This is a genomic window from Streptomyces smyrnaeus (assembly GCF_017676345.1).
GTDB classification, from domain to species: Bacteria; Actinomycetota; Actinomycetes; order Streptomycetales; family Streptomycetaceae; genus Streptomyces; species Streptomyces smyrnaeus.
Map to the genome: position 1 here is coordinate 293,095 of NZ_JAFFZM010000005.1, position 24,452 is coordinate 317,546.

The window sequence follows — 24,452 nt, forward strand, 5'->3', positions numbered from 1 at the left end:
AAGGGCGAGGGGCCGCTGTGCTGCCCGGCTGCGGCTCAGCCGCGCTGGATGTTGGAGGTGTCCTGCAGGACGCCGCGGCGGCCGTCCTGCGTCTGCGCGATCAGTGCCTGACCGCGCTGCTCCACGGCCAGGTACCAGGTGCCGGGCGCCAACTCGGCGATCGGCTGCGGCGAGCCGTCCTCGGGGAAGAGCGGACGCGCCATCGGGACGGCGAACCAGAACGGCTGGAAGTTCGGGTCCGGGGCGCCACCGGCGGGACCCTGGGCGCCGCCCGCGGGCTGGGCCGGGCCGGGCTGGCCCGGCTGCCCGGCCTGCGGCTGGCCCGGCTGCTGCCCGTACGGCTGGCCCTGACCGGGCTGTGCGCCGTAGGGACCCGGCTGGCCGCCCTGCGGGCCGCCCGGGTAGCCGTAGCCGCCCTGCTGCGGGTACTGCCCGCCGTAGGGGGCGGGGCCCGCGCCGCCCGCGGGCACCAGCGGGGCGCCGAGGGCCGGGACGATCGGCGTGATGAACGCGGCGACCGCGGCGATCAGGGTGGCGAGCACCGCCAGGATGGCACCGGCGCTGACGTTGGCGCCGTCCGGCGCGAGCATCAGCGACCACACCGCACCCCACGCGGAGGTCAGGATCAGGCCGGTCCCGAGCTGCGGCAGCGTCACCGGGCCCAACTTGCGGCCCTCCGGCAGGAAGCGGCCGATGACCAGCAGTGCGGCACCGATGATGCCTGCCAGGAACACCGAAGGCAGGACGATCAGCAGCTGGTCCGTGTCCTCCCAGGCGTTGAAGCTCGGCGCCTTGTCACAGTACTCAGCAGGGCCGTCGCACTCTGTCGAGAAGTAATCGAGGAACGAAGCGATGAACAGCAGCACCGCTGCTCCTATCACCGCGCCGTCGCCTCGCGTGAGCGAGCGGATGTTCACGTGGGGTCCTTAATCGGTCTTGTCATGGTTGAGGTCTGCCGGGGGTGAGCACCCCATCGTACGGATGACACTACGGGCCGCGCCGGGGGGTTCGCCTGTCGGTTTCATGCTTCCCCGTCTCTCAGTCGAGGAATGCGGTGATGCCGTCCGCGACCCCGCGCGCCGCCTTTTCACGCCACTTCTCCGACGTGAGGAGTGCGGCATCGGCCGGGTCACGCATGTTGCCGCATTCGAGGAAGACTTTGGGGACTTTGCTGAGGTTGAGTCCGCCCAGATCGCCTCTGGTGTCCAAACCGTTGCCGTCGCCCAGGTAGTTCGCGGGCGGCTCGTCGGTGGCTTTGCGGAACGCGTCGCGCAGGTCGGTGCCCAGCTGCCGGGAGGGGCCCACGATCTTGCGGGTGTCGGCCTCCCCCTTGTGCACGGATGCGGGGAGAATCACATGGAAACCGCGGCTTCCGGCGGGTGCGCCGTCCGCATGGAGCGAAATGGCGGCGTCCGCTTGTGCTTGATTCCCTTTCCTCGCACGTTCGTCCACGCACGGGCCGTACGGCTCCTTGCCGTCATGGGTGAACTTGACGGTCGCACCGCGTTCTCGTAGCTGTGTACGGACGCGGCGCGCCAGATCGAGAGTGAACTCGGCCTCCGGGTAACCGGAATTGGTCGCGGTGCCCGTGGTGTCGCATTCCTTCTTTCCCGTGCCGATATCGACGGGCCGGGAAATCTTGCCGGGCTGGTCGCGATTGCGAGGATTGTGGCCCGGGTCGAGGACGATCACTTTGCCCCGCAGCGGTGAGGCCCCGGGCTTGTGCGCCCCCTGGCGCCCGTCGTCGTCCTTGCCGCTGTGCTCCTTGCCGCCGTGCTTGTCGTCGCCGTGCTTGTCGTCGTCCTTCTCGCCGCTCCGGCCGTCGCGCTCGCCGGTCGGGGTGGGCGAGGATCGGGACGGCCGGTCGCTCCCGCCGCCCTCGCTGTCGCCGAACGCCCCGCACCCGGCGGCACCCAGGCACACGGCCCCCACGACCAGCACGGCCGCCATACGCCGGCCCGCTCGCCGCCGCCCCACGAAGCATCCATTCGACACGGGCACCGATGCTAGAGCCTCGGGGCCGCGCCGCCTCCGTCCGGTTCCCGGATCGTCAGCCACGCCGCAGCACCCGCAGCGAGCCGGTGGCGGGGCCGGAGGTGTACTCGCCCGAGGCCAGGGCGCGCTCGTGGATGTGGTGCGGGGCCTGGCCGCCGTCGGCCGGGTCGGGGAAGACGTCGTGGATGACCAGCAGCCCGCCCGGCGCCAGATGCGGCGTCCAGCCCTCGTAGTCGGCGGTGGCGTGCTCCTCGGTGTGGCCGCCGTCGATGAAGACGAGCCCGAGCGGCGTCCCCCACACCGCCGCCACCTGGGGCGAGCGGCCCACCAGCGCGACCACGTGCTCCTCCAGGCCCGCCGCGTGGAGCGTACGGCGGAAGGTGGGCAGCGTGTCCATCCTCCCGACGACCGGATCGACCACCTCCGGATCGTGGTACTCCCAGCCCGGCTGCTGCTCCTCGCTGCCCCGGTGGTGGTCGACGGTGAGCGCCGTCACACCGGTACGCCGGGCCGCGTCGGCCAGCAGCAGGGTCGAGCGTCCGCAGTAGGTACCGACCTCCAGCAGCGGCAGCCCCAGCGCGCCCGCCTCGACAGCCGCCGCGTACAGCGCCAGACCCTCCTCCAACGGCATGAACCCCTTCGCCGCCTCGAACGCGGCGCGCGTACTGGACTCGGGGGCGGGACGGTTCATCGCTCGTTCCTCTGCTGTCGTCGGCCGGCTCGCGCTCACCGGGTCCGCTGTTCATCCGGGAGGGCTGGGCTGCTGCCGTGCGGTGGGCTGCTCCATGCTGCCCTACCGGCAACGGCCGCACGGGCGGCAGGTACCCTCACCGGACTGTTACGGGACACGGGGGAGTGGAGTGACGGGAAGCGACAGGTCCGATACGTCCGCCGCCGGGGCGTCCCGGCGCCGCAAAGGCCTCGGCAGAGGTCTCGCGGTGCTGCTGGGACTCGGCGTACTGGCCGGCGCCGGGCTCGGCACCTGGGCCACCGGTACCTGGCCGTTCGACAAGGCGAGTTACTGCTGGGGCGCCTGGCAGGAGAGCGACGGCGACGTTCCCGACTTCCTCGACAGCGACCTGGACGGGTACGAGCGCACCGGCAAGCAGTCCGCCGCACCCCGCAAGGGCGGGCGCGCCACCTGCTCGGTGACGTTGAAGGAGAAGTCCGCCGCCGGTGACAGCAGTACGCAGACCGGCAACCCGTACGGCGGATCAGTCCAGGAGACCGACCACCAGGAGCGGGTCACCGCCGAGGTCGCACCCGTACCGCGCGGTGCCACGGACCGGCGCGCGTGGCTGCGGGACTTCCTGGACGCGGAGTCGGCGCCGCTGCCGGACGGTCTGCCCGGGCTGGTGGGCAACCGGCGTGCCGTCTTCGTCCTCCCGGAGAAGTGCGACACCTCCGACGGGCGGCCCACCGTGGTGACCGTCGAGGGCTCCTCGAACTCCCCCCTGCGCTCGGCGGCTTTCGTGGGCTCCGAGACGCAGGTCGCCGAGCTGCTGCTCTCCCTCGCGAACAAGGCCGCGGGGCAGGCGGGCTGCGCGCCCGGCGAGCCGTTCGAGGTCACCTCGCCGCTCGCCGCCGCAGACGCCGACGACGACCTCTCGGCACAGGGGCGGGAGCTGTGCCGGATCCCCGGCTTCCGGTTCGATCTGGACAAGAACGACCGCTACAAGGCCCGGATCGGGGCCGTCCGCGACGATCTGCAGACCTGTTCGGTGATCGACGAGACGGACGTGCGCAATCCAACCTCCGCGGCCCTGTTCGTGATGGTCTCCCGGCCCCGGCTCGCCGCCCTCTTCACGGGGCTGGCGCCCGATGCCTCACCCGGCAAGGGCTGGCGCGGCAAGGGGAAGGTCGGCGACGAGCGCGGGCTGCTCACCGTCACCTGCGACGGCAGGCCCACCGTCTTCTACATGGAACTCGACGGCCTCCTGTCCGCCGCCGCCGATCCCGGCCCGCGCCGGGTGTTCGCGGCCACCGCCGACTCCGTCGCCGACCGCCTCGGCTGCGCCCCGGTGGCGCCCGCGTCATGAGCCAACAGCGGCCCGAAGAACAGGACAGGGACAGGGAGAGGGACCAGATGCCTCAGGAGGAGCCGGACCCCACCCGGACCCCGGCACCCGAACCGGCACCGGAGCCCGACGCGGCACCGGAGCCCCACGCGGGACCGGAGACCGTCCCCGGCCGGGAGGAACCCGAGCCGCAGCGGGAAGCTGTCCCGGCCCCGACCCCGCGGGGTCGGCGGCTGCGGCGGCTGCTCCGCGGCAGGCCGGGCGCGGCCGTCGTCGGCGCCGTCGTCGGGGCGCTGCTGGCCGGGGGCACCGCAGCCTGGCGCGCGGGAGAACTGCCCTTCACATCACGGGACATGTGCTGGGGCTCGCTGTCCGCCGACACCGTGGACCGCCTCGTCACGAACGGGGACATCCGGTCGGCCGAGTTGTCGCTGCGGACGACCGGCGACATCGGCGGCTCCAGCACCGAGTGCCGTCTCCAGCGCTGGGAGGACGACGAGCTCAAGTGGGAGATCTCGGCGCAGGTCCGAAGGCTCGAACAGTTCAACGGCCGGGGCGCGCGCGAGTGGACCCGCCAGTTCCTCTCCCCGGCGATGGTTCCGCTGGGCGGTGACACCCCGGGCATGGTCTCCCCCTCCCGTGCCTGGGTGGCCCTGCCCGAGAGCTGCACGGGCGGCGGGGGTCACGACGATCCGCCGACGGTCGTCTCGCTCTCCTCCGGCTCGCTCGACTCGTTCGAGGAAGACCCGGACAAGGCGCGGGAGTACCGGACCGCGATGGCCGACGCCGTGATCGAGCTGACCAACGGTGTGCTGGCCGAGAAGGGGTGCCAGGGGCGCTATCCGCAGCCGGGCGAGTTGGCCCGGCTCCCGGAGCGCCGGCCCCTGGACGAGCACGGCGTGGAGGAGCTGTGCGGTCTCAAGGGCACCCGGCTGCCCGCGCTGTTGAAGGGCTCGGGGGACGACTCCAAGGCGATACGCGTCACCACCGACGTCTCGGGTCCGGCGCACTCGTGCGAGTACGGCCGGAACTTCGACCTGGACGCGACCAGGTTCACCACGATCGAGAACCCGAACCTGGCAGGCTTCGTCATACCGCTGGCCTACAGCAGCCCCGTACGGTTCCGCGGCGACGGCTTCGGCGGAGTCTTCGGCGACATGAGCGTCTACATCGCCACCTGCCAGACCGGCCCCGTCGCCTTCCTGGTGCAGCAGGAGCGGGTCGACGGCAAGCGCGAGCCGATGGTGGAGCTGCTGCCCGCCTACGTCTCCGCAGAGGCCGAGCGGATCGGCTGCGGAAAGGTGAAGGTGACCGGCTCCGAGCCCGCCCTGTGACCGCACGGCCCGGCCGCCGGACGCCCATCCCGCCTCTTCCCCGCCTTCCCTCCTACTGGAACGTGTTCTACTGTGCCCCGCATGGGCATCGGCAGGGGAGCGGGCAGGCGGAACGGGAGCACCGGCAGCATCGGGACCACGCTGGAGCAGCGGGAGTTGGCCGAATCCGTGCGGGGCTGGACGGCGCGCGCCCTGCCGCCCGAGGAGCGGCGCAAGCTCCTGGACACCCCACCGGGCGCGGGCCGGCCCGGCTTCTGGGACGGGCTCGCCGGGCAGGGGCTGTGCGGGCTGCGGCTGCCCGCCGGCCACGGCGGCTCGGACGGCTCACTGCTCGACCTGGCCGTCGTGCTGGAGGAGACCGGCCGCGCCGCGCTGCCGGGCCCGTATCTGCCGCACGTGATCGCCGCCGAACTCCTGCACACGGGGGGCGGCCGACCCGAGCTGGTCCGGTCCCTGGCCACAGGTGAGCGCATCGGCGCCGTGGCGTTCGCCGCGGGCTCCCTCACCGCGACGGAGGGCCCGGACGGCTGCTGGATCCTGGACGGCACCGCGCCACCCGTCCTCGGCGGCGCCCAGGCCGACCTGCTCCTGCTGGCCGCCGACCGGGCCGCCGACCGGGCCGGGGAGGCGCCGGGCGTCCCCGGCGCACCCTTGTGGTTCGCCGTCGACGCCGCCGCGCTCGGCGTACGCGCCCACGAGTCCACCGACCCGCTGCGCCCCACCGCCGAGGTGGAGGCGCACCGGGCACGGATCCCGGCCAACCGCGTACTGGCCCTGGACAGCGCCTGCGTACGCGACCTGGCGTGCACCCTGCTGTCGGCCGAGGCGTGCGGGGTGGCTGCCTGGGCGCTGGAGACGGCGACCGCGTACGCGGGCACCCGCGAGCAGTTCGGGCGGCCCATCGGACAGTTCCAGGCCGTCAAACACCTGTGTGCCGACATGCTCGTCCGCGTCGAGCAGGCCCGCGCCCTCACCTGGGACGCGGCGCGCGCGGCCGGCGAGGAGGCGGTCACCGCGCAGGTACGCGGCCTGACGGCGGCGCTGGCGGCCTCCACCGCGTTGGAGGCCGCCTACAGCTGTGCCAAGGACTGTGTGCAGATCCTCGGCGGTATCGGCTTCACCTGGGAGCACGACGCCCATCTGTATCTGCGCCGGGCCGTGGTGGCGCGGCAGTTGCTCGGCACCGGCACCGCGCACCGGTTGCGGGCCGCCCGGCTCGCCGTCGACGGGGCACGCCGCGAGGTGCGGATGGAACTGCCGCCCGAGGCGGAGGCGTACCGCGCCGCCGCGCGCGAGGCCATAGCGCCCGCCCGCGGCCAGGACCCCGCCACCGCCCGCCGCACGCTGGCGCCCACCGGCTACGCCTCCCCGCACCTGCCGAAGCCGTACGGGCTCGGGGCGGGGCCCGTCCAGCAACTGGCCGTGCAGCGGGAGTTGGCGGAGTCAGGGGTGAAGGTCGCCGACCTGGGCATCGCCACCTGGGTCGTGCCCTCCCTGCTCACCTACGGCACCGAGGAGCAGCGCGCCCGGCACCTCCTGCCCACGCTGCGCGGCGACGTGCTGTGGTGCCAGCTGTTCTCCGAGCCGGACGCCGGCTCGGACCTGGCGTCGCTGCGCACCCGCGCCGAGCGCACCTCGGACGGTGGCTGGCGGGTCGACGGGCAGAAGGTGTGGACCTCCGCCGCGCAGTGGGCGGACTGGGGCATCCTGCTGGCCCGCACGGACCCCGAAGCGCCCAAGCACCAGGGGCTGACGTTCTTCCTCGTCGACATGAAGCACACCGCCGGCATCGAGGTCCGCCCGCTCAAGGAGATGACCGGGGACGCGCTGTTCAACGAGGTCCATTTCGACGAGGTGCGGCTGCCCGCCGACGCGGTGGTCGGCGAGGTGAACGACGGCTGGCGGGTGGCCCGGCACACGCTGGGCAACGAGCGCGTCCACATGGCCGACCAGCTCACCTTCGGCACCGGCCTCGAAGCGATGCTCCAGGGGCTGGGGTCCGCCGACGACGCCGACGACGCCGACGACGCCGACGACACGGTGCGCGCACGCCTCGGTGCGCTGGCCGCCGAGGCGCACGCGCTGGCCTGCATCTCGCTGCGCACCACGCTGCAGCGCGTCGAGGGCCTCGACCCGGGCGCCGGTGCCAGCGTCCGCAAGCTGATCCAGACCCCGCACCAGCAGAAGGTCGCCGAACTCGCCCTCGAAGTGCTGGGCCCCTACGGCGCGGTGTGCGAGGGCGCGGGCAGCGGCGCCGTACACGGCTTCCTGATGTCCCGGTGCCTGACCATCGCCGGCGGCACCACCCAGATCCAGCGCAACGTGGTGGCCGAGCGGCTGCTCGGGCTGCCCCGCGACCCGGAGCCCCGCCCCCTCATCTGACCGGACCGGCCACGGACCAAGGAGCACGGATGACCGGTACAGCGTTCGTCGTCGGCGTCGGGATGACCCGGTTCGTCAAGCCCGAGTCGGGTGAGTGGCGGTACTGGGAGATGGCCCAGGAGGCGGGCGGTACCGCGCTCACCGACGCGGGGCTCGACTACGGCTTGATCGAGCAGGCCGTCGTCGGCCACTGCCAACAGCCCTCCACGGCGGCCCAGCGCGCCGTCTACCAGCTCGGTCTCACCGGTATCCCCGTCTACAACGTCAACAACAACTGCGCCACCGGCTCCACCGCGCTGCTGATGGCCCGCCAGTTCGTGGCCTCGGGGCTGAACGACTGCGTACTGGCGCTCGGTTTCGAGCAGATGAAGAAGGGCGCCCTGGGTGCGGGCGCCGGCAGCGGGGACTTCGCGGCGTCCCCCGTCGCACGGCACTACGGCGTCATGGCCGCGCGGCACGGTTTCGGGACGACACCGCCCACCGCGCAGATCTTCGGCAACGCGGCCCGCGAGCACATGGAGCGGTACGGCACCACCCGCGAACAGCTCGCCGCCGTGGCGGAGAAGAACCACCGGCACTCGGCGGCCAACCCCTGTGCCCAGTTCCGGGACGTCCACACGCGGGCCGACATCCTCGGCTCCCGCACCGTCCACGACCCGCTGACCAAGCTGCAGTGCTCGCCGACCTCCGACGGCGCGGCGGCGGCCGTCCTCGCCTCCGAGCGCTTCGTACGCGACCACGGGCTCCAGGACCAGGCGGTGGCGGTCGCCGGGCAGGCGATGACCACGGACACCGAGGACAGCTTCGCCTCCGGCTCCTGCATCGATGTGGTGGGCCGCCCCATGTCGCGGGCCGCGGCCACCCGCGCGTACGAGGAGAGCGGCCTGGGCGCCGAGGACGTGGACGTGATCGAACTGCACGACTGCTTCTCGGTCAACGAGCTGCTGACCTACGAGGCGCTGGGCCTGTGCGCGGACGGGGAGTCGGGCGAGCTGGTGGCCTCCGGGGCGACGACGTACGGGGGACGGTGGGTCGTGAACCCCTCCGGCGGCCTCATCTCCAAGGGGCACCCGCTGGGCGCCACCGGGATCGCCCAGTGCGCGGAGCTGACCTGGCAGCTGCGGGGCCTGGCGGGCGGCCGGCAGGTGCACGGCGCGCGGGTGGGCCTCGCCCACAACATCGGGCTGGGCGGCGCCGCGGTGGTCACCCTGCTCCGCCGCTGACCGGCCCGCCCAGGTGTCACACTACGCGCATGCCGCAGACCGCACAGCCCGCGAGTTCCCCCTCCATATCCGGCTCCGCCGCCAAGGCGCCCCGCTTGTGGGCGGTCGTACTGGCCGCGTGTGCCGGTCAGTTCCTCGTCGTGCTCGACGTCTCCGTCGTCAACGTCGCACTCCCCTCCATGCGCGACACCCTCTCCCTCTCCGCGACCGGCCTGCAGTGGGTGGTCAACGCCTACACCCTCACCTTCTCCGGGCTGATGCTGCTCGGCGGCCGGGCCGCCGACCTGTTCGGCCGCAAGCGGGTCTTCCTGACAGGGCTCGCGCTGTTCACCGCCGCGAGCCTGGCCGGCGGCCTGGCCCAGGAGCCCTGGCAACTGCTGGCGGCCCGCGGGGTCCAGGGGATGGGTGCCGCGATACTGGCGCCCGCCACTCTCACCCTGCTGACGACCTCCGTCCCGGAGGGCCCGGCCCGTACCAAGGCGATAGCCACCTGGTCGGCGGTCGGCGCGGGCGGCGGTGCCGCGGGCGGGCTGGTGGGCGGTGTGCTCACCGACGCACTGTCCTGGCGCTGGGTCCTGCTGATCAACGTCCCGGTGGGGGTACTGGTGCTGGCGGCGGCGGCCGTGTGGCTGACCGAGAGCCGCGAGGAGTCGGTACGGCGGCTGGATGTGCCCGGCGCGCTGCTGGCGACGCTGGGCCTGGGCGCCGTGGCCTACGGCATCGTACGGACGGACAGCGCGGGCTGGACGGCGCCCAGCGCACTGGGCCCGCTGGCCGCCGGGCTGTTGATGCTCGCGCTGTTCGTCGCGGTGGAGGCCCGCTCCCCCGAACCGCTGGTGCCGCTGCGGCTGTTCCGCAGCCGCGCCGTCTCCTCGGCCAACGTCGCCATCTTCATCAACGGGCTGGCGATGTTCGCCATGTGGTACTTCCTGTCCCTCTACACCCAGAACGTGCTGCACTACACGCCGCTGCAGGCCGGCTTCGCGCTGGTGCCGCACTCGCTGGCCATCGTCCTGGGCTCCAAGATCGCACCGTTTCTGATGGCGCGGATGGGCGACCGCCACCTTGCCGTCGCCGGCTCCGCGATGGCGGGGCTGGGCTATGTGTGGCAGGGCACCATGGATGCCGACGGCGCCTATGTGACGACGCTGCTGGGGCCCGGCGTGCTGATGGCGCTCGGCGCCGGGCTGGCCGCGACGCCGCTGGCCACCATCGCCACCGCGACCGACGACCCGGGCGAGGCGGGCCTGCTGTCGGGGCTGTTCGGCACCGGCCGCACGATGGGCGGCGCACTGGGACTTGCCGTGCTCTCCACGGTCGCCGCGGCCCGCACCGGCTCCGACGAGGCCCCCGCGGCGCTGGCCGCCGGATACGGCACGGCCTTCTACGCGGGCGCCGCACTGCTCGGCGTATGTGTGCTGTTCATGCTGATCGCGCTGCCGCGCACGGTGAAGGACTAGGGCTCGCACTTCCTGCGCAGCCGGGGCAGCGCTCCGGCAGGGGCAGCCCCTCATCGGAGCAGGCGAGCTCCTCGGAGCGGACGAGGACTCAGAGCCATCCGTTGCGGCGGGCCGCGGACAGCGCCTCCATCCGATTGCGGGTGGCGGTCTTGCCGATGGCGGCGGACAGATAGTTGCGCACGGTCGCGCTCGACAGATGCAGCCGGGCGGCGATGTCCGCCACGGTCGAGCCGTCCGCGGCGGCGGACAGCACCTCGCGTTCCCGCTGCGTCAGCGGGTTGGGCCCGGTGCTCAGGGCCGCCGCGGCCAGCGCCGGGTCGATGACGCGTTCGCCCGCCAGCGCCTTGCGGATCGCTCCGGCCAGTTCCTCGACGGGCCCGTCCTTGACGAGGAAGCCGCGGGCCCCGGACTCCATCGCGCGGCGCAGATAGCCGGGCCTGCCGAACGTCGTCAGGATCAGCACCGCGCACGAGGGCAGCCGCTCGCGCAACTCCGCCGCGGCGTCCAGCCCGCTGCGGCCGGGCAGTTCGATGTCGAGCAGCGCCACGTCGGGCTCCGCGTCCAGCGCCGCCCGCATGATCTCGTCACCGGAGGCGACCTGCGCGACGACCTCCATGTCGTCCTCCAGGTCGAGCAGCAGGGCGAGCGCGCCGCGCATCATGCCCTGGTCCTCCGCGAGCAGGACCTTGATCACCGTGCTCCCCTCTCCCCGTCGGTGGCGAGCCGACCGTGCGCCGCCGCCGAGGCGCCGCCCCCGCTCCAGGCATCCTCGCCGGCCGCGGAGCCCTCGGCCGTCTCCGCGTCCTGCGGCAGTTCGGCGACGACGCGGAAGCCGCGCCGGCCGTCGGCGCCGCTGTCGAGCGTCCCCCCGGCGGCCGCCAACCGTTCCGCCAGCCCCTTCAGCCCCGTACCCGCGGGTCGCGCGCCCTCGTTCGTCTCGGCGCCGGTCGCCTGCGCGGTGGCGGGGCCGCACCCGTCGTCGGTGACCGTCAGCCGTACCCGGCCGGCTGCGGCGCGCACCTCGATCTCGCACCGTGCGGCCCCGCTGTGCCGCACCGTGTTGGTGACGCTCTCCCGTACCACCCAGCCCAGCAGCGCCTCGGTCTGCGGGGGCAGCGGCGGGCCATAGCGCCGTACGGCGGGTTCGATCCCCGCCGCCTGAAGCATCGAGTGCGCCCGTTCCAGCTCGCTGTCGAGGCTGCCGTCGCGGTAGCCGCTCACGGCCTCCCTGATCTCGGTGAGCGCCTGCCGGCCGACCGCCTCGATGTCGGCGGCCTGGGCGAGCGCCGCCCGCACATCGCGCTGCGCCAGCCGCCGTACGGCCTCGGCCTTGACGACGATCACCGACAGCGTGTGGCCCAGCAGGTCGTGCAGGTCGCGGGAGAAGCGCAGCCGCTCCCGTTCGACCGCGCCGCGGGCCAGTTCCTGCCGGGTCGCCTCCAGCTGCCGCACCGTGTCGAAGAGGCTCAGCACCGCCGCGGTGACCAGCCCGGAGACGAGCGTGCCGTAGCCGACGGACACCGCGTGCGAGAGGTCGCCGTCGCCGTGGTCCCAGCCGGTGAGGGCCCCGGCGGTGCAGCTGAGGGCGAGCACCCACACCGGAAGCCGCTTGCCCCACAGCTGCCGGACCGTTCCCGAGGCGAGGGAGAGCAGCGGGAAGAACATCATCCATGAGCCGCCGTAGCCCAGCGCCACGGCGAAGGTGACGGCGGCCAGTCCGGCGAGTCCGTACAGCGGAGCACGCCCGTCGCGGCGGCGCGGATCGAAGGCGGCGAACACGACGAAGATGTAGAGGGAGTTGAAGGCGAGCAGCGCCGCTCCGCCGACCCATGGGTTCCCGGATTTCCCCTCGATGACATGGGAGAACGCGCCGAGTCCCAGGAAGAGCCAGGGCAGGAAGGTGTACTTTCCCGGCCCCTTGCCGTCCCGCGCGGGCCGCGCCCGCGTCACCGCCGTCGTGGTCACGCCTACTGCTGTCGTCATGGCGTCGACGGTACGGCGCGCTGCCGTGAGCTGGGCAGATACGAATGTGGGCGGCCGGGTGGGACAAATGTCACCGGATCCGGCCGTGGCGCGGCACCGGCCGCGCCGGCCCATCGGCTGACGGTGCGTCAGCTCTTCCCTTGTCCAGGGGACTGCGTTATACAGGTAGCCGATCGATGAGAACGTGTTCTACTGCGGCCGTTCTCCGGGGGCGTCCGGCCGGTCCCCAGCGGCCCTGGCCCGGCCGACGGTGCGGACGGCCGGGCCAGGGTCTTCGTCCACAGGCCCGAGCGACAAGGAGCCCAGCTTCCGATGCCCATCGACGTAGCGAAGGCCCTCGCGGCCGAGCCCCGCAGCACCGAGATCTCCTGGGGCCACAAGGACGTCCAGCTCTACCACCTCGGACTCGGCGCCGGTGTGCCGGCCACCGACCCGGCCGAACTGCGCTACACCCTGGAGAGCAGGCTGCACGTCCTGCCGTCGTTCGCCACCGTCGCCGGTGCGGGCATGGGTGTGGTCGGCGGACTCTCGGCGCCCGGCATCGAGGTCGACCTGGCCGCCGTGCTGCACGGCACCCAGTCCATCGAGCTGCACCGCCCGATCCCCGTGGACGGCCACGCCACCGCGACCGCGCGCGTCGCGGACATCTACGACAAGGGCAAGGCCGCGATCCTCGTACTGCGCACCGACGTCGCCGACGAGGACGGCCCGCTGTGGACCAGCCGGGCCCAGATCTTCGTCCGCGGCGAAGGCGGCTTCGGCGGCGAGCGCGGCCCCTCCGGTCGGCTGGAGCCCCCGCAGCGGGACCCCGACCTCGTCGCCGAGCGCCCCATCCGGGAGGACCAGGCGCTGCTGTACCGCCTCTCCGGCGACTGGAACCCGCTGCATGCCGACCCGGACTTCGCCCGGCTCGCCGGGTTCGACCGGCCCATTCTGCACGGGCTGTGCTCGTACGGGATGGCGCTGAAGGCCGTGGTGGACGGCGCACTCGACGGGGACGTGGCGCGGGTCTCGTCGTACTCCGTGCGGTTCGCGGGGATCGTCCACCCCGGTGAGAGCCTGCGGGTGCGGGCCTGGCACCTGGACGAGGGGCGCCTCCAGCTGACCGCGACCGTCCCGGAGCGGGAGGACGCGCCGGTACTGGGGGACGGCGTGGTGACCTACGGCTAGCCGCCCCGCGGTCGCATGCCACCGGGAGGAACCCGCCCCGGCGGAACCTTCGCCCACAACCTCGATGGGAGCTGAACCATGCGCGCAGCGGTACTGCTCGAAACGGGCCAGGACAAACTCGAAGTCGTCGACGACATCGAGCCGGCCGCATTCGGTCCCGGCAAGGTGCGGGTCCGGATCAAGGCAACCGGACTGTGCCACTCCGACCTCTCCGCGATGAGCGGAGTGCTGCCGCAGCCGGCCCCGTTCGTGCCCGGACACGAGGGGGCGGGCGAAGTGCTGGAGACGGGGGAGGGGGTGACCCACCTCGCGCCGGGCGACCGCGTCGTGGTGTGCTGGCTGCCCCCCTGCAACAGCTGCCCCGCCTGCCGCCGCGGCCAGCGCCATCTGTGCCTGGCCGGATTCATGAACGCGGGCACCCCCAACTTCCGCCGTACCACGGGCGGTACCGCCGAAGGGGAGGTCTTCGGCTTCGCCGGCACGGGTACCTTCGCCGAAGAGGTCGTCCTCGACGCGCCCTGCGCGGTGCCGGTACCGGACGACGTGCCGTACGAGGTCGCCGCGCTCATCGGCTGCGGTGTCACCACCGGGCTGGGAGCGGTCTTCAACACCGCACGGGTGGAGGCCGGCACGTCGGTGGCCGTCATCGGCTGCGGAGGCGTCGGCATCAGCACCATCCAGGGGGCCCGGGTCTGCGGGGCCGCGCATATCGTTGCCGTCGACCCGGTCGCCGGGCGCCGCGAGGCCGCGCTGCGCTTCGGTGCGACGGAGGCGGTGGCGCCGGAAGAACTCGCCGACGCCAAGCGCCGGATCACCGCGGACGAGGGGTTCGACCACGTCTTCGAGGTCGTCGGCAGATCGGCGACGGCCCGCACCGCCTACGAGGCCACCCGGCGCGGCGGCACGCTGTGCGTGGTGGGGGCGGGCGCCATGGACGACCAGCTCCAGTTCAACATGTTCGAGCTGTTCTTCGACGAGAAGCGCATCCTCCCCTCCCTCTACGGCGGCGGCGACGTGCTGCGGTCCTACGACCGCGCGGTGGCGCTGTGGCGCGCCGGGCGGATCGAGCTGGAGGGGCTGATCACCCACCGGGTGCGCCTCGAAGAGATCAACGAGGCCATCGACCAGATGCGCACGGGGGAGGCGCTCCGCACCAGCATCTCCCTCTAGCGCGACCGCGAGCGCGAGCCACCGAGGAAGGACCGTATGTCTGCGCAGGGCTGTTTGCAGGGCAGGACCGCCATCGTGACCGGTGCGGGGCGCGGGTTGGGGCGCGCCGAGGCGCTGGAGCTGGGGCGGCTGGGCGCACGGGTCGTCGTCAACGACGTGGCGGGGGCGGGCCAGGGAGCACCTTCGGGGTCCCCGGCAACCGGGGAAGGCCGCGGCGGGGCGGCGAGGACGCCCGCCGAACAGGTCGCCGCCGAGATCCGGGACGCTGGGGGCGAGGCCGTCGCCCACCACGGCGACGTGGCCGACCTCGCACAGGCCCGCGAGCTGGTCCGGCTGGCCCTGGACACCTTCGGGTCGCTGGAGGTGCTGGTCAACAACGCGGGCATCCTGCGGGACCGGATGATCTTCTCGATGAGCGAGGAGGAGTGGGACGCGGTCGTCCGCGTCCATCTCAAGGGCCACTTCGCCACCACCCACTTCGCCGCCGCGCACTGGCGCGCGGCGGCGAAGGCGGCGGGCGGACCCGTCTACGGGAGGATCGTCAACACCTCCTCCGAGGCCTTCCTGGCCGGCTCACCGGGCCAGCCCAACTACGCGGCGGCAAAGGGCGGAATCGTCGGTCTGACGACCTCCACGGCGGGCGCGCTGGCCAAGTACGGGGTGACGGTGAACGCCATCTGTCCGCGGGCGCGCACCCGGATGACCGAGGACGTCTTCCAGGGGATCGAGGCACCGGCGGACGGCGTCGACCCGCTGGCGCCGGAACATGTCTCGCCGCTGGTGGGCTATCTGGCCTCCCCGGCGGCGGCCCGGATCAACGGGCAGGTGCTGGTGGTGCACGGCGGTACGGTGGCGCTGCTGGAGCGGCCCAAGGTGGCCGCCAAGTTCGACACCGGCAAGGACATGTTCACCGTCGAGGAACTGGACGAGCGGCTGACCCCGTACTTCGCCGAGCGCTCGGCGCAGGAGAACTTCGCCGCGGTCGAGGTGCTGGGCCTCAAGAAGGACTGACACGGACGGCGAAGCCCCGGCCCGCCGCGCCGTTCCGGGCGGCGGGCCGGGGCTCGTCACGTGCTCGCACGGGGTGGGCGACGAGCCGTCCGCCCGCCCCGCCGGTTACTGTGCGGGCTCGGGGCGGCGGTGGCGCCCCCGGGCCGCTACGGTCTGCTCCTCATGTGCGGCGGCTTCCCCCCTGTGCTTCCCCCGGTGAGTCCCCTCGCCGGCCGTCTGCGTGTCGCTGGGCGTCTCGGTCTGGGTGTTCGACATCGTGATGGCACTCCGTCAATCTCTTGCTCTGCCGTCGTACCCGGCGGAGTTTATCGACCTGACCGAGCGCCTCTCGATCCGTTTCACCGGCCGGTCACGCCGTTCCGCTGGCCAACGGGGCCTGCTGGAGGGGGACCGGTTTGGGCACCGGCTCGGCCCCGGCCCCGAACGAGCGGGCACTGCCTGCGGAAACCCTTCTGCGCACCATGGAACCCAGCAGTCCGGACGGCGGTACTCCGTGATCACGATGTTGTAGAGCCGTGACGTCACCACCGGCCGGAGCCGTCGGCTCCGCCCGCTCGGCCGCCCTCGGCGGCGCACCCGGTGCCGGTCCGGGTGCCGGTCCAGGCGCCGGTCCGAGGGCCGGTCCGGGAGCGGGCGCGGGGGCGGGCGGCGGCCCGGACGGGGGGTCGGCGGCGCCGCCCTCCTCCTCGTCCGGCAGCGGTGTGCGCATCCGTGCCAGCCCGCACGGGTTGTGCGCCGTCGAACAGGGGACGCGCAGCTCGCCGTCGGCCGTCCACAGCGCGTGCCCCGTCAGCCACCCCGGCGGGCCGGCCAGGTGCCGCAACTCCCGCAGCCCCGGCCGCCACACGGCCAGCCAGGCCCCTGCCGGAACCCCGGGTCCCGAAAGCCCGCACGGCACCCTTGGCGCGGGGTCCACGCGCAGCGCCACCGCGCACCGCTCGGGCAGCAGCGTCTGCCCGGGCTGCACGGCGATCGGCGTCAGCCGGGTGTCTTCTGGGTGCAGCGCCTCGGGGAACCGGACCGGGCGGTGGCTGCCCAGCACGCCCCAGCCCAGCCGCTCCTCACCCGGCGCGTTCGAGCGGACGAGCAGCAGGCCGCTGTCCCGGTCGGCCAGCAGCAGCCGGTCGTCGCTCTCCTCGGTGATCTCCAGCAGCGGTGAGACCTCGCCGCCCGCGCCGAGGTCCACCGCGACCGACTTGACGGGCCCCTCGCCGTCCGGGCCCGCGGCGTCGAGGGCGAGCAGCCGGCCCTCGGGGTCCAGCCAGGCGCCACCGGAGCACCGGCCGCCCAGGCGCGCGACCCGGACAGGCGGGCGGCAGGAGCCGTCGGCCACCAGCCAGACGCCGGTGGCGCGGCCGTCCGGCTCCCGGGCCAGGGCGTAGGCGCGGACGCCGCAGGGTGCCGGGGGCAGCAGCCGCAACTCGTCCGTCTCCACGGTGCCCAGCCGTCGCTCACCGGTCTCCGGGCCCGAGGGGTAGAGCAGCGCCAAGGAGTAACGTCCCTGCGCCCGGCGGGCGATCAGCACCCGTCCGTCCGCGAGCGGCAGTACGCCGCTGTCGGCCTCCTCGGGCTGTTCCACGGGCAGCGGCACCGCGTACGGCTCCGGGCCGTCGAGCGTCCAGCGCTCCGGATACCACAGCTCCGTGCCGGGCTGCGTGGTGAGCCTGGCGGCGTAGGAGCCGTCCGCAGCGACCGTGAAGCTCTCGTTCATGACCCTGGCAGCACTCGCAGTCATGCCTCGATCACCTCCGGTGACGAAGCTAGGCGTCGTACTCGCAGTCGAACAGCGACAGTTGCACCGCTTCACGCGGACGGGTGACCGAATACGGCGTTCCGCTGCGAGGCGCCCGGGAGTGTGCTGACGGCCCTCCCGCGCCCGCCCGCCCCGGGCCGGGCGGGCGCCGACCGGGCCGACGGCGCCGCGGCCGTGGACAGGTAGCCTTGCCCCCGTGCCAGCACAGCCCACACTCTCCGAAGTCATCGCAGCGCTCGACACCCTGTGGCCACGCGACCGCGCCGAGCAGTGGGACGCCGTCGGCACCGTCTGCGGCGAGGTGTCCGACCCACAGGCGCGCGTCAGCCGTGTCCTGTTCGCCGTCGACCCCGTACAGCAGGTCGCCGACGAGGCCGTCGCCAAGGGCGCCGAGCTCCTGGTCACCCATCACCCGCTCTATCTGCGCGGCACCACCACGGTCGCCGCCGACACCTTCAAGGGCCGTGTCGTCCACACCCTGATCAAGAACGGTGTCGCACTGCACGTCGCCCACACCAACGCCGACACCGCCGACCCCGGCGTCTCCGACGCGCTCGCCGGAGCGCTCGGGCTGCGCGTGCTGCGCCCCCTGGTGCCCGACCCCACCGACCCCGCCGGGCGGCGCGGCCTGGGCCGGATCTGCGAGCTGGAGCGCCCGCTCGCGCTCGGCGACTTCGTCGAGCAGGCCGCCGCCTCGCTGCCCGTCACCGCACAGGGCATCCGCGCCGCCGGCGACCCCGCCGCGACCATCTCGACGGTCGCCGTGTGCGGCGGCTCCGGCGACAGTCTCTTCGACGCCGTACGGGCCGCGGGCGTCGATGCGTACCTCACCGCCGACCTGCGCCACCACCCCGCGTCCGAGGCCCGGGAGCACTCGCCGCTCGCCCTGCTGGACGCCGCGCACTTCGCCACCGAATGGCCCTGGTGCGAGCAGGCGGCCGCGCAGCTCGACGCCGTCGCCGAACGGGAGGGCTGGGACCTGCGCACCGAGGTCTCGCGCACCGTCACCGACCCGTGGACCGCGCACGCCCCCTCGCTGCCGCAGGAGACACCCTTCTCCGGGCGGTCCATGGCACAGCAGACCGCACTGACCGACAACGACCTCACCCCGGGAGCCCCCAACTGAATGCCGCGCCCGCCGATCAGATCCGCCTGCTGGACGTCCAGGCACTCGACACCCGCCTGACGCAGCTCGCGCACAAGCGCAGGACCCTGCCCGAGCACGAGGAGATCCAGCAGCTGGAGGCCGACCTCGCCCAGCTCCGCGACCTGCTCGTGGCCGCGCAGACCGAGGAGAGCGACACAGCGCGCGAACAGACCAAGGCGGAGCAGGACGTCGACCAGGTCCGTCAGCGGGCGGCCCGCGACCAGCAGCGTCTCGACTCCGGCGCGGTCACCAACCCCAAGGACCTGGCGAATCTGCAGAGCGAGATCGCCTCCCTCGCCAAGCGCCAGAGCGATCTGGAGGACGTCGTACTGGAGGTCATGGAGCGCCGCGAGTCCGCGGCCGAGCGCGCGGCCGAACACGGCGAGCGCGTCGAGTCCGTCGGCGCCAAGCTGCAGGAGGCCACCGCCCGCCGCGACGCCGCGCTCCAGGAGATCGAGGCCGAGCTCGGCAGCGTCCGCAAGGAGCGCGACACCGTCGCCGGCGCCGTCCCCGACGAGCTGCTCAAGCTCTACGACAAGATCCGTGAGCGCGAGGGCGGGGTCGGAGCGGCCAAGCTCTACCAGCGGCGCTGCGAGGGCTGCCGCCTGGAGTTGAACATCACCGAGATGAACGACGTCCGCGAAGCACCCGCCGACGCCGTGCTGCGGTGCGAGAACTGCCGCCGCATCCTGGTGCGCACCCCGGAGTCCGGACTGTGAGCTGGGGGCACCCTCGGCCGGAGTCCCCCAGCTACCGCTGGGAGGTGCCCCCAGGGGGAGCGCACGCGGCTGCCGGGGTGCAGTCGGCGACGATGCCGGCACGCTGCCGCGTGGGCGGCAGTGACAGGAGCCGCTGCCGCGGCGGGGCGAACGGAGGGACGCTGTGAGTGGCGCTCGGGCGCGCCGCACGTTTGTCGTCGAGGCCGACGGCGGCTCCCGGGGCAACCCGGGTCCGGCCGGATACGGCGCCGTCGTCAAGGACGCGGCCTCGGGCGAAACCCTGCGCGAGGCCGCCGAGTTCATCGGCCGGGCCACCAACAACGTCGCCGAGTACCGCGGCCTGCTCGCCGGGCTGCGCGCCGCCTACGAGCTCGACGCGGACGCGGCGGTGCTGGTGCGGATGGACTCCAAGCTGGTCGTCGAGCAGATGTCGGGCCGCTGGAAGATCAAGCACCCCGACATGCGCCCCCTCGCCATGGAGGCTGCCGCCGTCTTCCCGCCGGACGCCGTCACCTACGAGTGGATCCCGCGCGAGAAGAACAAGCACGCCGACCGCCTCGCCAACGAGGCGATGGACGCCGGTGGGCGCGGGGAGCGCTGGGAGGCGGGCGCCTCCCGCGCGGAGCTCGACACGGCGTCGGACGCCGGGGCCGTGGGAGGCACGGTGCCCGCACCGCAGCCCGCCGCGACCGACCCGGGCCCCACGGCTCCCGCCGCCCGCGTGGGCTGGGGCCCCGACCTGGGTACACCCACCACCTTCGTACTGCTCCGGCACGGCGAGACGCCCCTCACGCCCGAGAAACGGTTCTCCGGCAGCGGCGGCCGTGACCCCGAACTCTCCGCCGTGGGGCTGCGGCAGGCCGCGGCCGTCGCCGAGGCGCTGGCCGCACGCGGCACCGTCGAGGCCGTGGTCTCCTCTCCGCTGCGCCGCTGCCAGGAGACGGCCGCCGCCGTCGCGGACCGCCTCGGGCTGAGCGTCGGCACCGACGAGGGGCTGCGCGAGACCGACTTCGGTGCCTGGGAGGGCCTGACCTTCGCGGAGGTCCGCGAGCGCCACCCGGAGGACCTCGACGCGTGGCTGGCCTCCGCCGCCGCCCGGCCCACGGGGGGCGGTGAGTCGTTCGAGGAGGTGGCCCGGCGGGTGGCTGCGGCCCGCGATGAACTGCTCGCCCGCCATACGGGCCGCACGGTGCTGCTGGTCACCCATGTGACGCCGATCAAGACGCTGGTCCGGCTCGCCCTGGGCGCCCCGCCCGAGTCCCTGTTCCGCATGGAGCTGTCCGCCGCGTCGCTGTCCGCCGTCGCCTACTACGCCGACGGCAACGCCTCGCTGCGGCTGCTGAACGACACGGGACATCTGCGCTGACTCCGCGTCGCCGCGCCCCCTGTCGAAGAGACGCTCGTCGAAGGGGCACTCGTCAAAGGGACGCTTCCTTGGCGGGGCCCGTGAGTTGGTCCGCGTAGCCCGCCTCGGTCCACACGAATTTCTTGAACTGCTCCGGCGTCAGCGCCCCCTGCCAGGGGACCCCGCCGGGGCAGAAGACGCACTCGCAGCCGTGGCAGTAGAACGCGGGGTCCCACACGCGAGCGGCGCGCTCGGCACCCGCGGTCTCGGCCGCACGTTCGCGGCGATCACCGCGCACGACGGCGAGGGTGCCGAGGAAACACACCAGTGCCAGCGCGACTCCGCCCGCGAGGTAGAGCGGCTTGTCCTGCTCGGTGCCCGCGTAGGCGAGGGCGACGCCGATACCGGTGAGGACCATGCCCTCCAGAAAGTGCAGACAGCCGTCGCCCGCCTTCTGCGGACCCGGTGCCAGCCGCGTCAGCAGATCGTTGCGCAGACCGCCCTTGCCGCGTGCCTCGGCCACCGGGCGCGTCTGTGTCCCACCGCAGCCGGGGCATATCGGCCCGGAGCCCCCACCAGTGCTTTGCCTCGCCATGGAGGCAATCTACCGGGCGGCTGCGGCCCCCGACGCCTCGGCAGCCAGCGCCTGCACCCGGTCCCAGTCCTTGGCCGCGAGGGCGTCCTGCGGCAGCATCCAGGTACCGCCGACGCAGGCGACGTTGGGCAGTTCCAGATAGCCGGCAGCGTTGGCCGCCGTGACGCCGCCGGTGGGGCAGAAGCGTGCCCGGGGCAGGGGCGAGGCCAGGGACTTCAGATAGGCGGTACCGCCTGCCGCCTCGGCGGGGAAGAACTTCATCTGTGTGACCCCGCGCTCCAGCAGCGCCACGACCTCCGAGGTCGTCGAGACGCCGGGCAGGAACGGCACGCCGGAGGCGCGCATGGCCTCCAGGAGTGTGTCCGTCCAGCCGGGGCTGACCAGGAAGCGTGCACCGGCCGCCACGGCGGTGCGCACGCTCTCCGCATCGAGCACCGTGCCCGCGCCGACGACCGCCTCGGGCACGGCGTCGGCGATGGCGCGGATCGCCTCCGGCGCGGCCTCGGTGCGCAGTGTCACCTCGATCGCGGGCAGCCCGCCCCCGACCAGCGCCCGGGCGAGCGGCACGGCGTCGGTGGCGTCCTCCAGTACGACGACCGGGATGACGGGGGCGAGATCGAGCACGGAAGGGGAGGCGGAGGGCGCTGGAGGCATGCCCGTATCGTGCCCGGCAGTAGCAGGCTGCGCAACAGCCGTTGCACTGCGCGCAACACATGCCTGTGGCCGAGCCGGAGCTACAGCTCCGTCACCACCACGTCCAGCGCCGTGGCCCCCGGCTTGTCGTCGCCCTCGACGACATGACCCAGCTCGCGCAGTGTCCCGGCCAGCGCCGCCGGGGTCTTCGGTGCCGCGCCCGTCTCCAGCAGCGCGCGGACGATGCGGCCCTTCGTCGCCTTGTTGAAGTGGCTGACGACCGACCTCTTCTCCACCCCGCCCACCAGCCGCGACTGCAGCACCCGCACGGTGGCGGTGCGCCGCGCCAGGTCGCCCTTGGGCTTCCACATGCCCGCGTACGCCGACGAGCGCAGGTCCAGCACCAGGCCGCCGCCCGCGGCCTCGGGCAGCACCGACTCCAACGGGCCGCGCCAGAAGCGGCCCAGCGCACCGATGCCGGGCAGTTTCACCCCGCCGGAGAGCCGGTAGGAGGGAATCCGGTCCTTGATCCCGACCGCCCCCCACAGCGCGGAGAACACCAGCAGTGAGCGGGCGGCGCGCCGTTTGGCGGCCGGGTCGAGGGTGGCGAGCCCCAGCGCGTCGTACAGCACACCGGTGTAGATCTCGCCGGCCGGCAGGGTCGGCGCGGTGCGCAGCCGGGCGTTCTTGACGACCTCGCCGCGCAGCCCCTGGCTGAGCCCCAGCACCTCGCGCGCCTTCTCCCGGTCGTCCTCGTCCCCACGGCAGAGCGCCACCAGCTCGTCCAGCACCGTCTCCCGCGCCCGCGTCAGCTCCGGCAGCGAGAGCGAGTCCAGTTCCAGCGGACGGCCCCTGGCGCCCTCGGCCTTCCCCTCGGACGGCGGCAACAGCACGAGCACGGCACTTCTCCTCGGTTCCTCGGTACAGCGTCGCCGCAGATCCGGCGATGGTGCGCCTCCCCGGCCTCCGGCCGGGATCCCCAGCGTACGGGCCGGGGCGGACGGCACCCTTCCGGGGCGCTCACACGGCGTGCGGGAAGGCGAAGACCCGATCCGGGTCGTACACCGCCTTGGCCTTGGCCAGCCGGTCGGCGTTGGCGCCGTAGTAGGCACGCCGCCAGTCGCGCAGCGCCGGGTCGGGGCAGTTCTGATAGGCGAAGCCGCTGGCCCACCTGCGCATCGCCGTATGGGTGCCGTCCAGCCAGCCGCGGTGGCCCGCCACCGTCTCGGCGTCCGCGGCGTCCGGCCAGGAGACGAGGTACTGCGCGAGGAAGCGCGCGTCCCGGTGCACGAACGCCGTCGCGTCCGGCCGGGGCCGACTCACCGCGCCGCCCAGCGCGTCGAGCGCGACGCCACCGGCGCCCCCGTCCCGCAGCCCGGCCAGCCGTTCGACGCGGTCGACCAGCGCCCGTATCCCGGCGTCGGGGAGGGAGCGGGTGTAGAAGTCGGAGCGGACAGCGTACGACTCGCGGGCCACCTTCCCCCGCTTCGTACGGCCCGGCAGCGTGCCCCGCTGATGGGCCTGGGCCAGCGTCCAGCCGGACACCCCGCCCATCACCTTCATGGCGTCCAGGTACGAGTGCCGTCGCAGCGAGACGTCCAGGGCAGGGGCCCCGACCCGGCCCGCGAGCCGGTCGAGCTGGTTCTCCAGCTCCCGGCGCGCCCCCAGGGACAGCCCGCCGACCCGCGCGCTGCCCGGACGCCCGCCGGCCGGTGCCGACAGCTGGAGGTTCGCCCAGATCTCCTCGGGCGCGGCCGGAGCCCACCGCTGCCACTCGCGCACCACGGCCGCGGCCCGCGACCACGGCCAGGACAGGAAGAAGGTCTGGCAGGTGGGCGCCACCTGGGTGCGGAAGTCCAGCGAGGTGACGACGCCGAAGTTGCCACCGCCCCCGCCGCGCAGCGCCCAGAACAGATCGGCGTCGCTGTCCTCGGTGGCCTCGCGCAGCTTGCCGTCGGCGGTAACGACCGCGGCGCCGGTGAGACTGTCGCAGGTCAGCCCGTAGGCGCGGGCGACGGCGCCGATCCCGCCGCCCAGCGTGAGCCCCGAGATGCCGACCGTGGGACAGGAGCCCGCCGGTATCGTCCGCTTGCGCGCCGCCAACCCGGCGTAGACATCGATGAGTTTCGCCCCGGCGCCCACCGTGGCACGGCGACCGGACGCCTGCACCGCCGCCATCTTCTGCACATCGATGACGAGTCGGCCCTTGCCGCTGGACCAGCCGGCGTACGAGTGCCCTCCGCTGCGCACGGCCACGGGTATGCCGTTGCGGCGTGCGAAGGACAGGCACTCGGCGATGTCGCCCGGTCCCGCGCAGTACGCCACCGCGGCCGGGCGTACGACGTCGAACCGGGGGTTGAACAGCTTGCGCGCCGCGGTGAAGTCCCGGTCGCCGGGCCGCAGCAGCGTCCCGTCCAGCCCCTCACCGAGCGCGGTCCACCCGGCGTTCTGCTGCGTCCCGTGCCCACGCCCCGTCATCCACGTCCCTCCGGCCGCCTTCGCCGCCCCCTGCTG

At 73.6% G+C, this 24,452-nt stretch carries 21 protein-coding genes; 11 read left to right on the top strand and 10 right to left on the bottom strand.

Annotation, left to right across the window (positions count from 1 at the left end):
* Window positions 1-35: 35 nt before the first annotated feature.
* From JW613_RS11025 to JW613_RS11035, 3 genes are all read right to left on the bottom strand, one after another.
* Entirely contained in the window at window positions 36-917 is an 882-nt protein-coding gene (locus tag JW613_RS11025; protein ID WP_209210593.1) for a hypothetical protein, read from the bottom strand.
* A gap of 121 nt (window positions 918-1,038) precedes the next feature.
* On the bottom strand, window positions 1,039-1,950 hold the full coding sequence (locus JW613_RS11030) for an N-acetylmuramoyl-L-alanine amidase (RefSeq protein ID WP_209210692.1): 912 nt from the start codon (window positions 1,948-1,950) through the stop codon (window positions 1,039-1,041).
* Window positions 1,951-2,050: 100 nt separating this feature from the next.
* Window positions 2,051-2,686, bottom strand: coding sequence for a class I SAM-dependent methyltransferase (locus JW613_RS11035; protein ID WP_209210595.1), 636 nt, complete (start codon window positions 2,684-2,686; stop codon window positions 2,051-2,053).
* Between the two features lie 247 nt (window positions 2,687-2,933).
* On the opposite strand from JW613_RS11035, the gene JW613_RS11040 reads away from it, so the two are divergent.
* From JW613_RS11040 to JW613_RS11060, 5 genes are all read left to right on the top strand, one after another.
* Window positions 2,934-4,034 carry a hypothetical protein gene (locus JW613_RS11040; protein ID WP_209210597.1) on the top strand — a complete coding sequence of 367 codons (1,101 nt, stop codon included), beginning with the start codon at window positions 2,934-2,936 and terminating at the stop codon, window positions 4,032-4,034.
* 47 nt (window positions 4,035-4,081) lie between these two features.
* Window positions 4,082-5,347, top strand: a complete 1,266-nt coding sequence (locus JW613_RS11045; RefSeq protein WP_209210598.1) for a hypothetical protein — start codon at window positions 4,082-4,084, stop codon at window positions 5,345-5,347.
* Between the two features lie 81 nt (window positions 5,348-5,428).
* Complete coding sequence (locus JW613_RS11050; RefSeq protein ID WP_209210600.1) at window positions 5,429-7,729, top strand: acyl-CoA dehydrogenase family protein; 2,301 nt, start codon at window positions 5,429-5,431, stop codon at window positions 7,727-7,729.
* A 29-nt stretch (window positions 7,730-7,758) separates the two neighbouring features.
* On the top strand, window positions 7,759-8,952 hold the full coding sequence (locus JW613_RS11055; RefSeq protein ID WP_209210602.1) for a thiolase C-terminal domain-containing protein: 1,194 nt from the start codon (window positions 7,759-7,761) through the stop codon (window positions 8,950-8,952).
* A gap of 29 nt (window positions 8,953-8,981) precedes the next feature.
* Window positions 8,982-10,412, top strand: coding sequence for an MFS transporter (locus tag JW613_RS11060; RefSeq protein WP_209210604.1), 1,431 nt, complete (start codon window positions 8,982-8,984; stop codon window positions 10,410-10,412).
* 88 nt (window positions 10,413-10,500) lie between these two features.
* On the opposite strand, the gene JW613_RS11065 is transcribed toward JW613_RS11060, so the two are convergent.
* Together JW613_RS11065 and JW613_RS11070 are read right to left on the bottom strand one after the other, a co-directional pair.
* A complete protein-coding gene (locus JW613_RS11065; protein WP_209210606.1) occupies window positions 10,501-11,106 on the bottom strand; it encodes a response regulator transcription factor in 606 nt (201 codons plus the stop codon).
* The gene (locus JW613_RS11070; protein ID WP_209210607.1) at window positions 11,103-12,395 is read right to left on the bottom strand and encodes a sensor histidine kinase; all 1,293 of its coding nucleotides are present in this window, start codon (window positions 12,393-12,395) and stop codon (window positions 11,103-11,105) included. Before JW613_RS11070 ends, JW613_RS11065 begins: the two co-directional genes overlap by 4 nt.
* Before the next feature lie 312 nt (window positions 12,396-12,707).
* Here JW613_RS11070 and chsH3 point away from each other — a divergent pair, with 312 nt between their 5' ends.
* The 3 genes from chsH3 (at window position 12,708) to JW613_RS11085 (ending at window position 15,746) form a co-directional block, all read left to right on the top strand.
* Window positions 12,708-13,565, top strand: a complete 858-nt coding sequence (gene chsH3 / locus JW613_RS11075; RefSeq protein ID WP_209210608.1) for an enoyl-CoA hydratase ChsH3 — start codon at window positions 12,708-12,710, stop codon at window positions 13,563-13,565.
* Between the two features lie 78 nt (window positions 13,566-13,643).
* The gene (locus tag JW613_RS11080) at window positions 13,644-14,735 is read left to right on the top strand and encodes a Zn-dependent alcohol dehydrogenase (RefSeq protein WP_209210610.1); all 1,092 of its coding nucleotides are present in this window, start codon (window positions 13,644-13,646) and stop codon (window positions 14,733-14,735) included.
* 36 nt (window positions 14,736-14,771) lie between these two features.
* Window positions 14,772-15,746: a 3-oxoacyl-ACP reductase gene (locus JW613_RS11085; RefSeq protein ID WP_209210612.1), complete on the top strand. Its 975-nt coding sequence runs from the start codon at window positions 14,772-14,774 to the stop codon at window positions 15,744-15,746.
* Between the two features lie 349 nt (window positions 15,747-16,095).
* Here JW613_RS11085 and JW613_RS11090 read toward each other — a convergent pair whose 3' ends face one another.
* The gene (locus JW613_RS11090; RefSeq protein WP_209210614.1) at window positions 16,096-17,481 is read right to left on the bottom strand and encodes a hypothetical protein; all 1,386 of its coding nucleotides are present in this window, start codon (window positions 17,479-17,481) and stop codon (window positions 16,096-16,098) included.
* A 214-nt stretch (window positions 17,482-17,695) separates the two neighbouring features.
* Between JW613_RS11090 and JW613_RS11095 the strand changes: the two genes are divergently transcribed.
* From JW613_RS11095 to JW613_RS11105, 3 genes are all read left to right on the top strand, one after another.
* Entirely contained in the window at window positions 17,696-18,625 is a 930-nt protein-coding gene (locus tag JW613_RS11095) for a Nif3-like dinuclear metal center hexameric protein (RefSeq protein ID WP_209210616.1), read from the top strand.
* Window positions 18,622-19,365 (top strand): zinc ribbon domain-containing protein, encoded by a 744-nt coding sequence (locus JW613_RS11100; protein ID WP_180289901.1) that lies wholly within the window; start codon window positions 18,622-18,624, stop codon window positions 19,363-19,365. The genes JW613_RS11095 and JW613_RS11100 overlap by 4 nt, the downstream gene beginning before the upstream one ends.
* Window positions 19,366-19,528: 163 nt before the next feature.
* Complete coding sequence (locus tag JW613_RS11105) at window positions 19,529-20,731, top strand: bifunctional RNase H/acid phosphatase (protein ID WP_209210617.1); 1,203 nt, start codon at window positions 19,529-19,531, stop codon at window positions 20,729-20,731.
* A gap of 52 nt (window positions 20,732-20,783) precedes the next feature.
* Here the strand turns inward: JW613_RS11105 and JW613_RS11110 are convergent, their stop codons facing one another.
* From JW613_RS11110 to JW613_RS11125, 4 genes are all read right to left on the bottom strand, one after another.
* Entirely contained in the window at window positions 20,784-21,233 is a 450-nt protein-coding gene (locus tag JW613_RS11110; protein ID WP_307865863.1) for a hypothetical protein, read from the bottom strand.
* An 81-nt stretch (window positions 21,234-21,314) separates the two neighbouring features.
* Window positions 21,315-21,959, bottom strand: coding sequence for a bifunctional 4-hydroxy-2-oxoglutarate aldolase/2-dehydro-3-deoxy-phosphogluconate aldolase (gene eda, locus JW613_RS11115; RefSeq protein ID WP_209210619.1), 645 nt, complete (start codon window positions 21,957-21,959; stop codon window positions 21,315-21,317).
* Window positions 21,960-22,039: 80 nt separating this feature from the next.
* Complete coding sequence (yaaA, locus tag JW613_RS11120; RefSeq protein ID WP_209210620.1) at window positions 22,040-22,837, bottom strand: peroxide stress protein YaaA; 798 nt, start codon at window positions 22,835-22,837, stop codon at window positions 22,040-22,042.
* 121 nt (window positions 22,838-22,958) lie between these two features.
* Window positions 22,959-24,416: an FAD-binding oxidoreductase gene (locus JW613_RS11125; protein ID WP_209210693.1), complete on the bottom strand. Its 1,458-nt coding sequence runs from the start codon at window positions 24,414-24,416 to the stop codon at window positions 22,959-22,961.
* Window positions 24,417-24,452 lie beyond the last annotated feature (36 nt).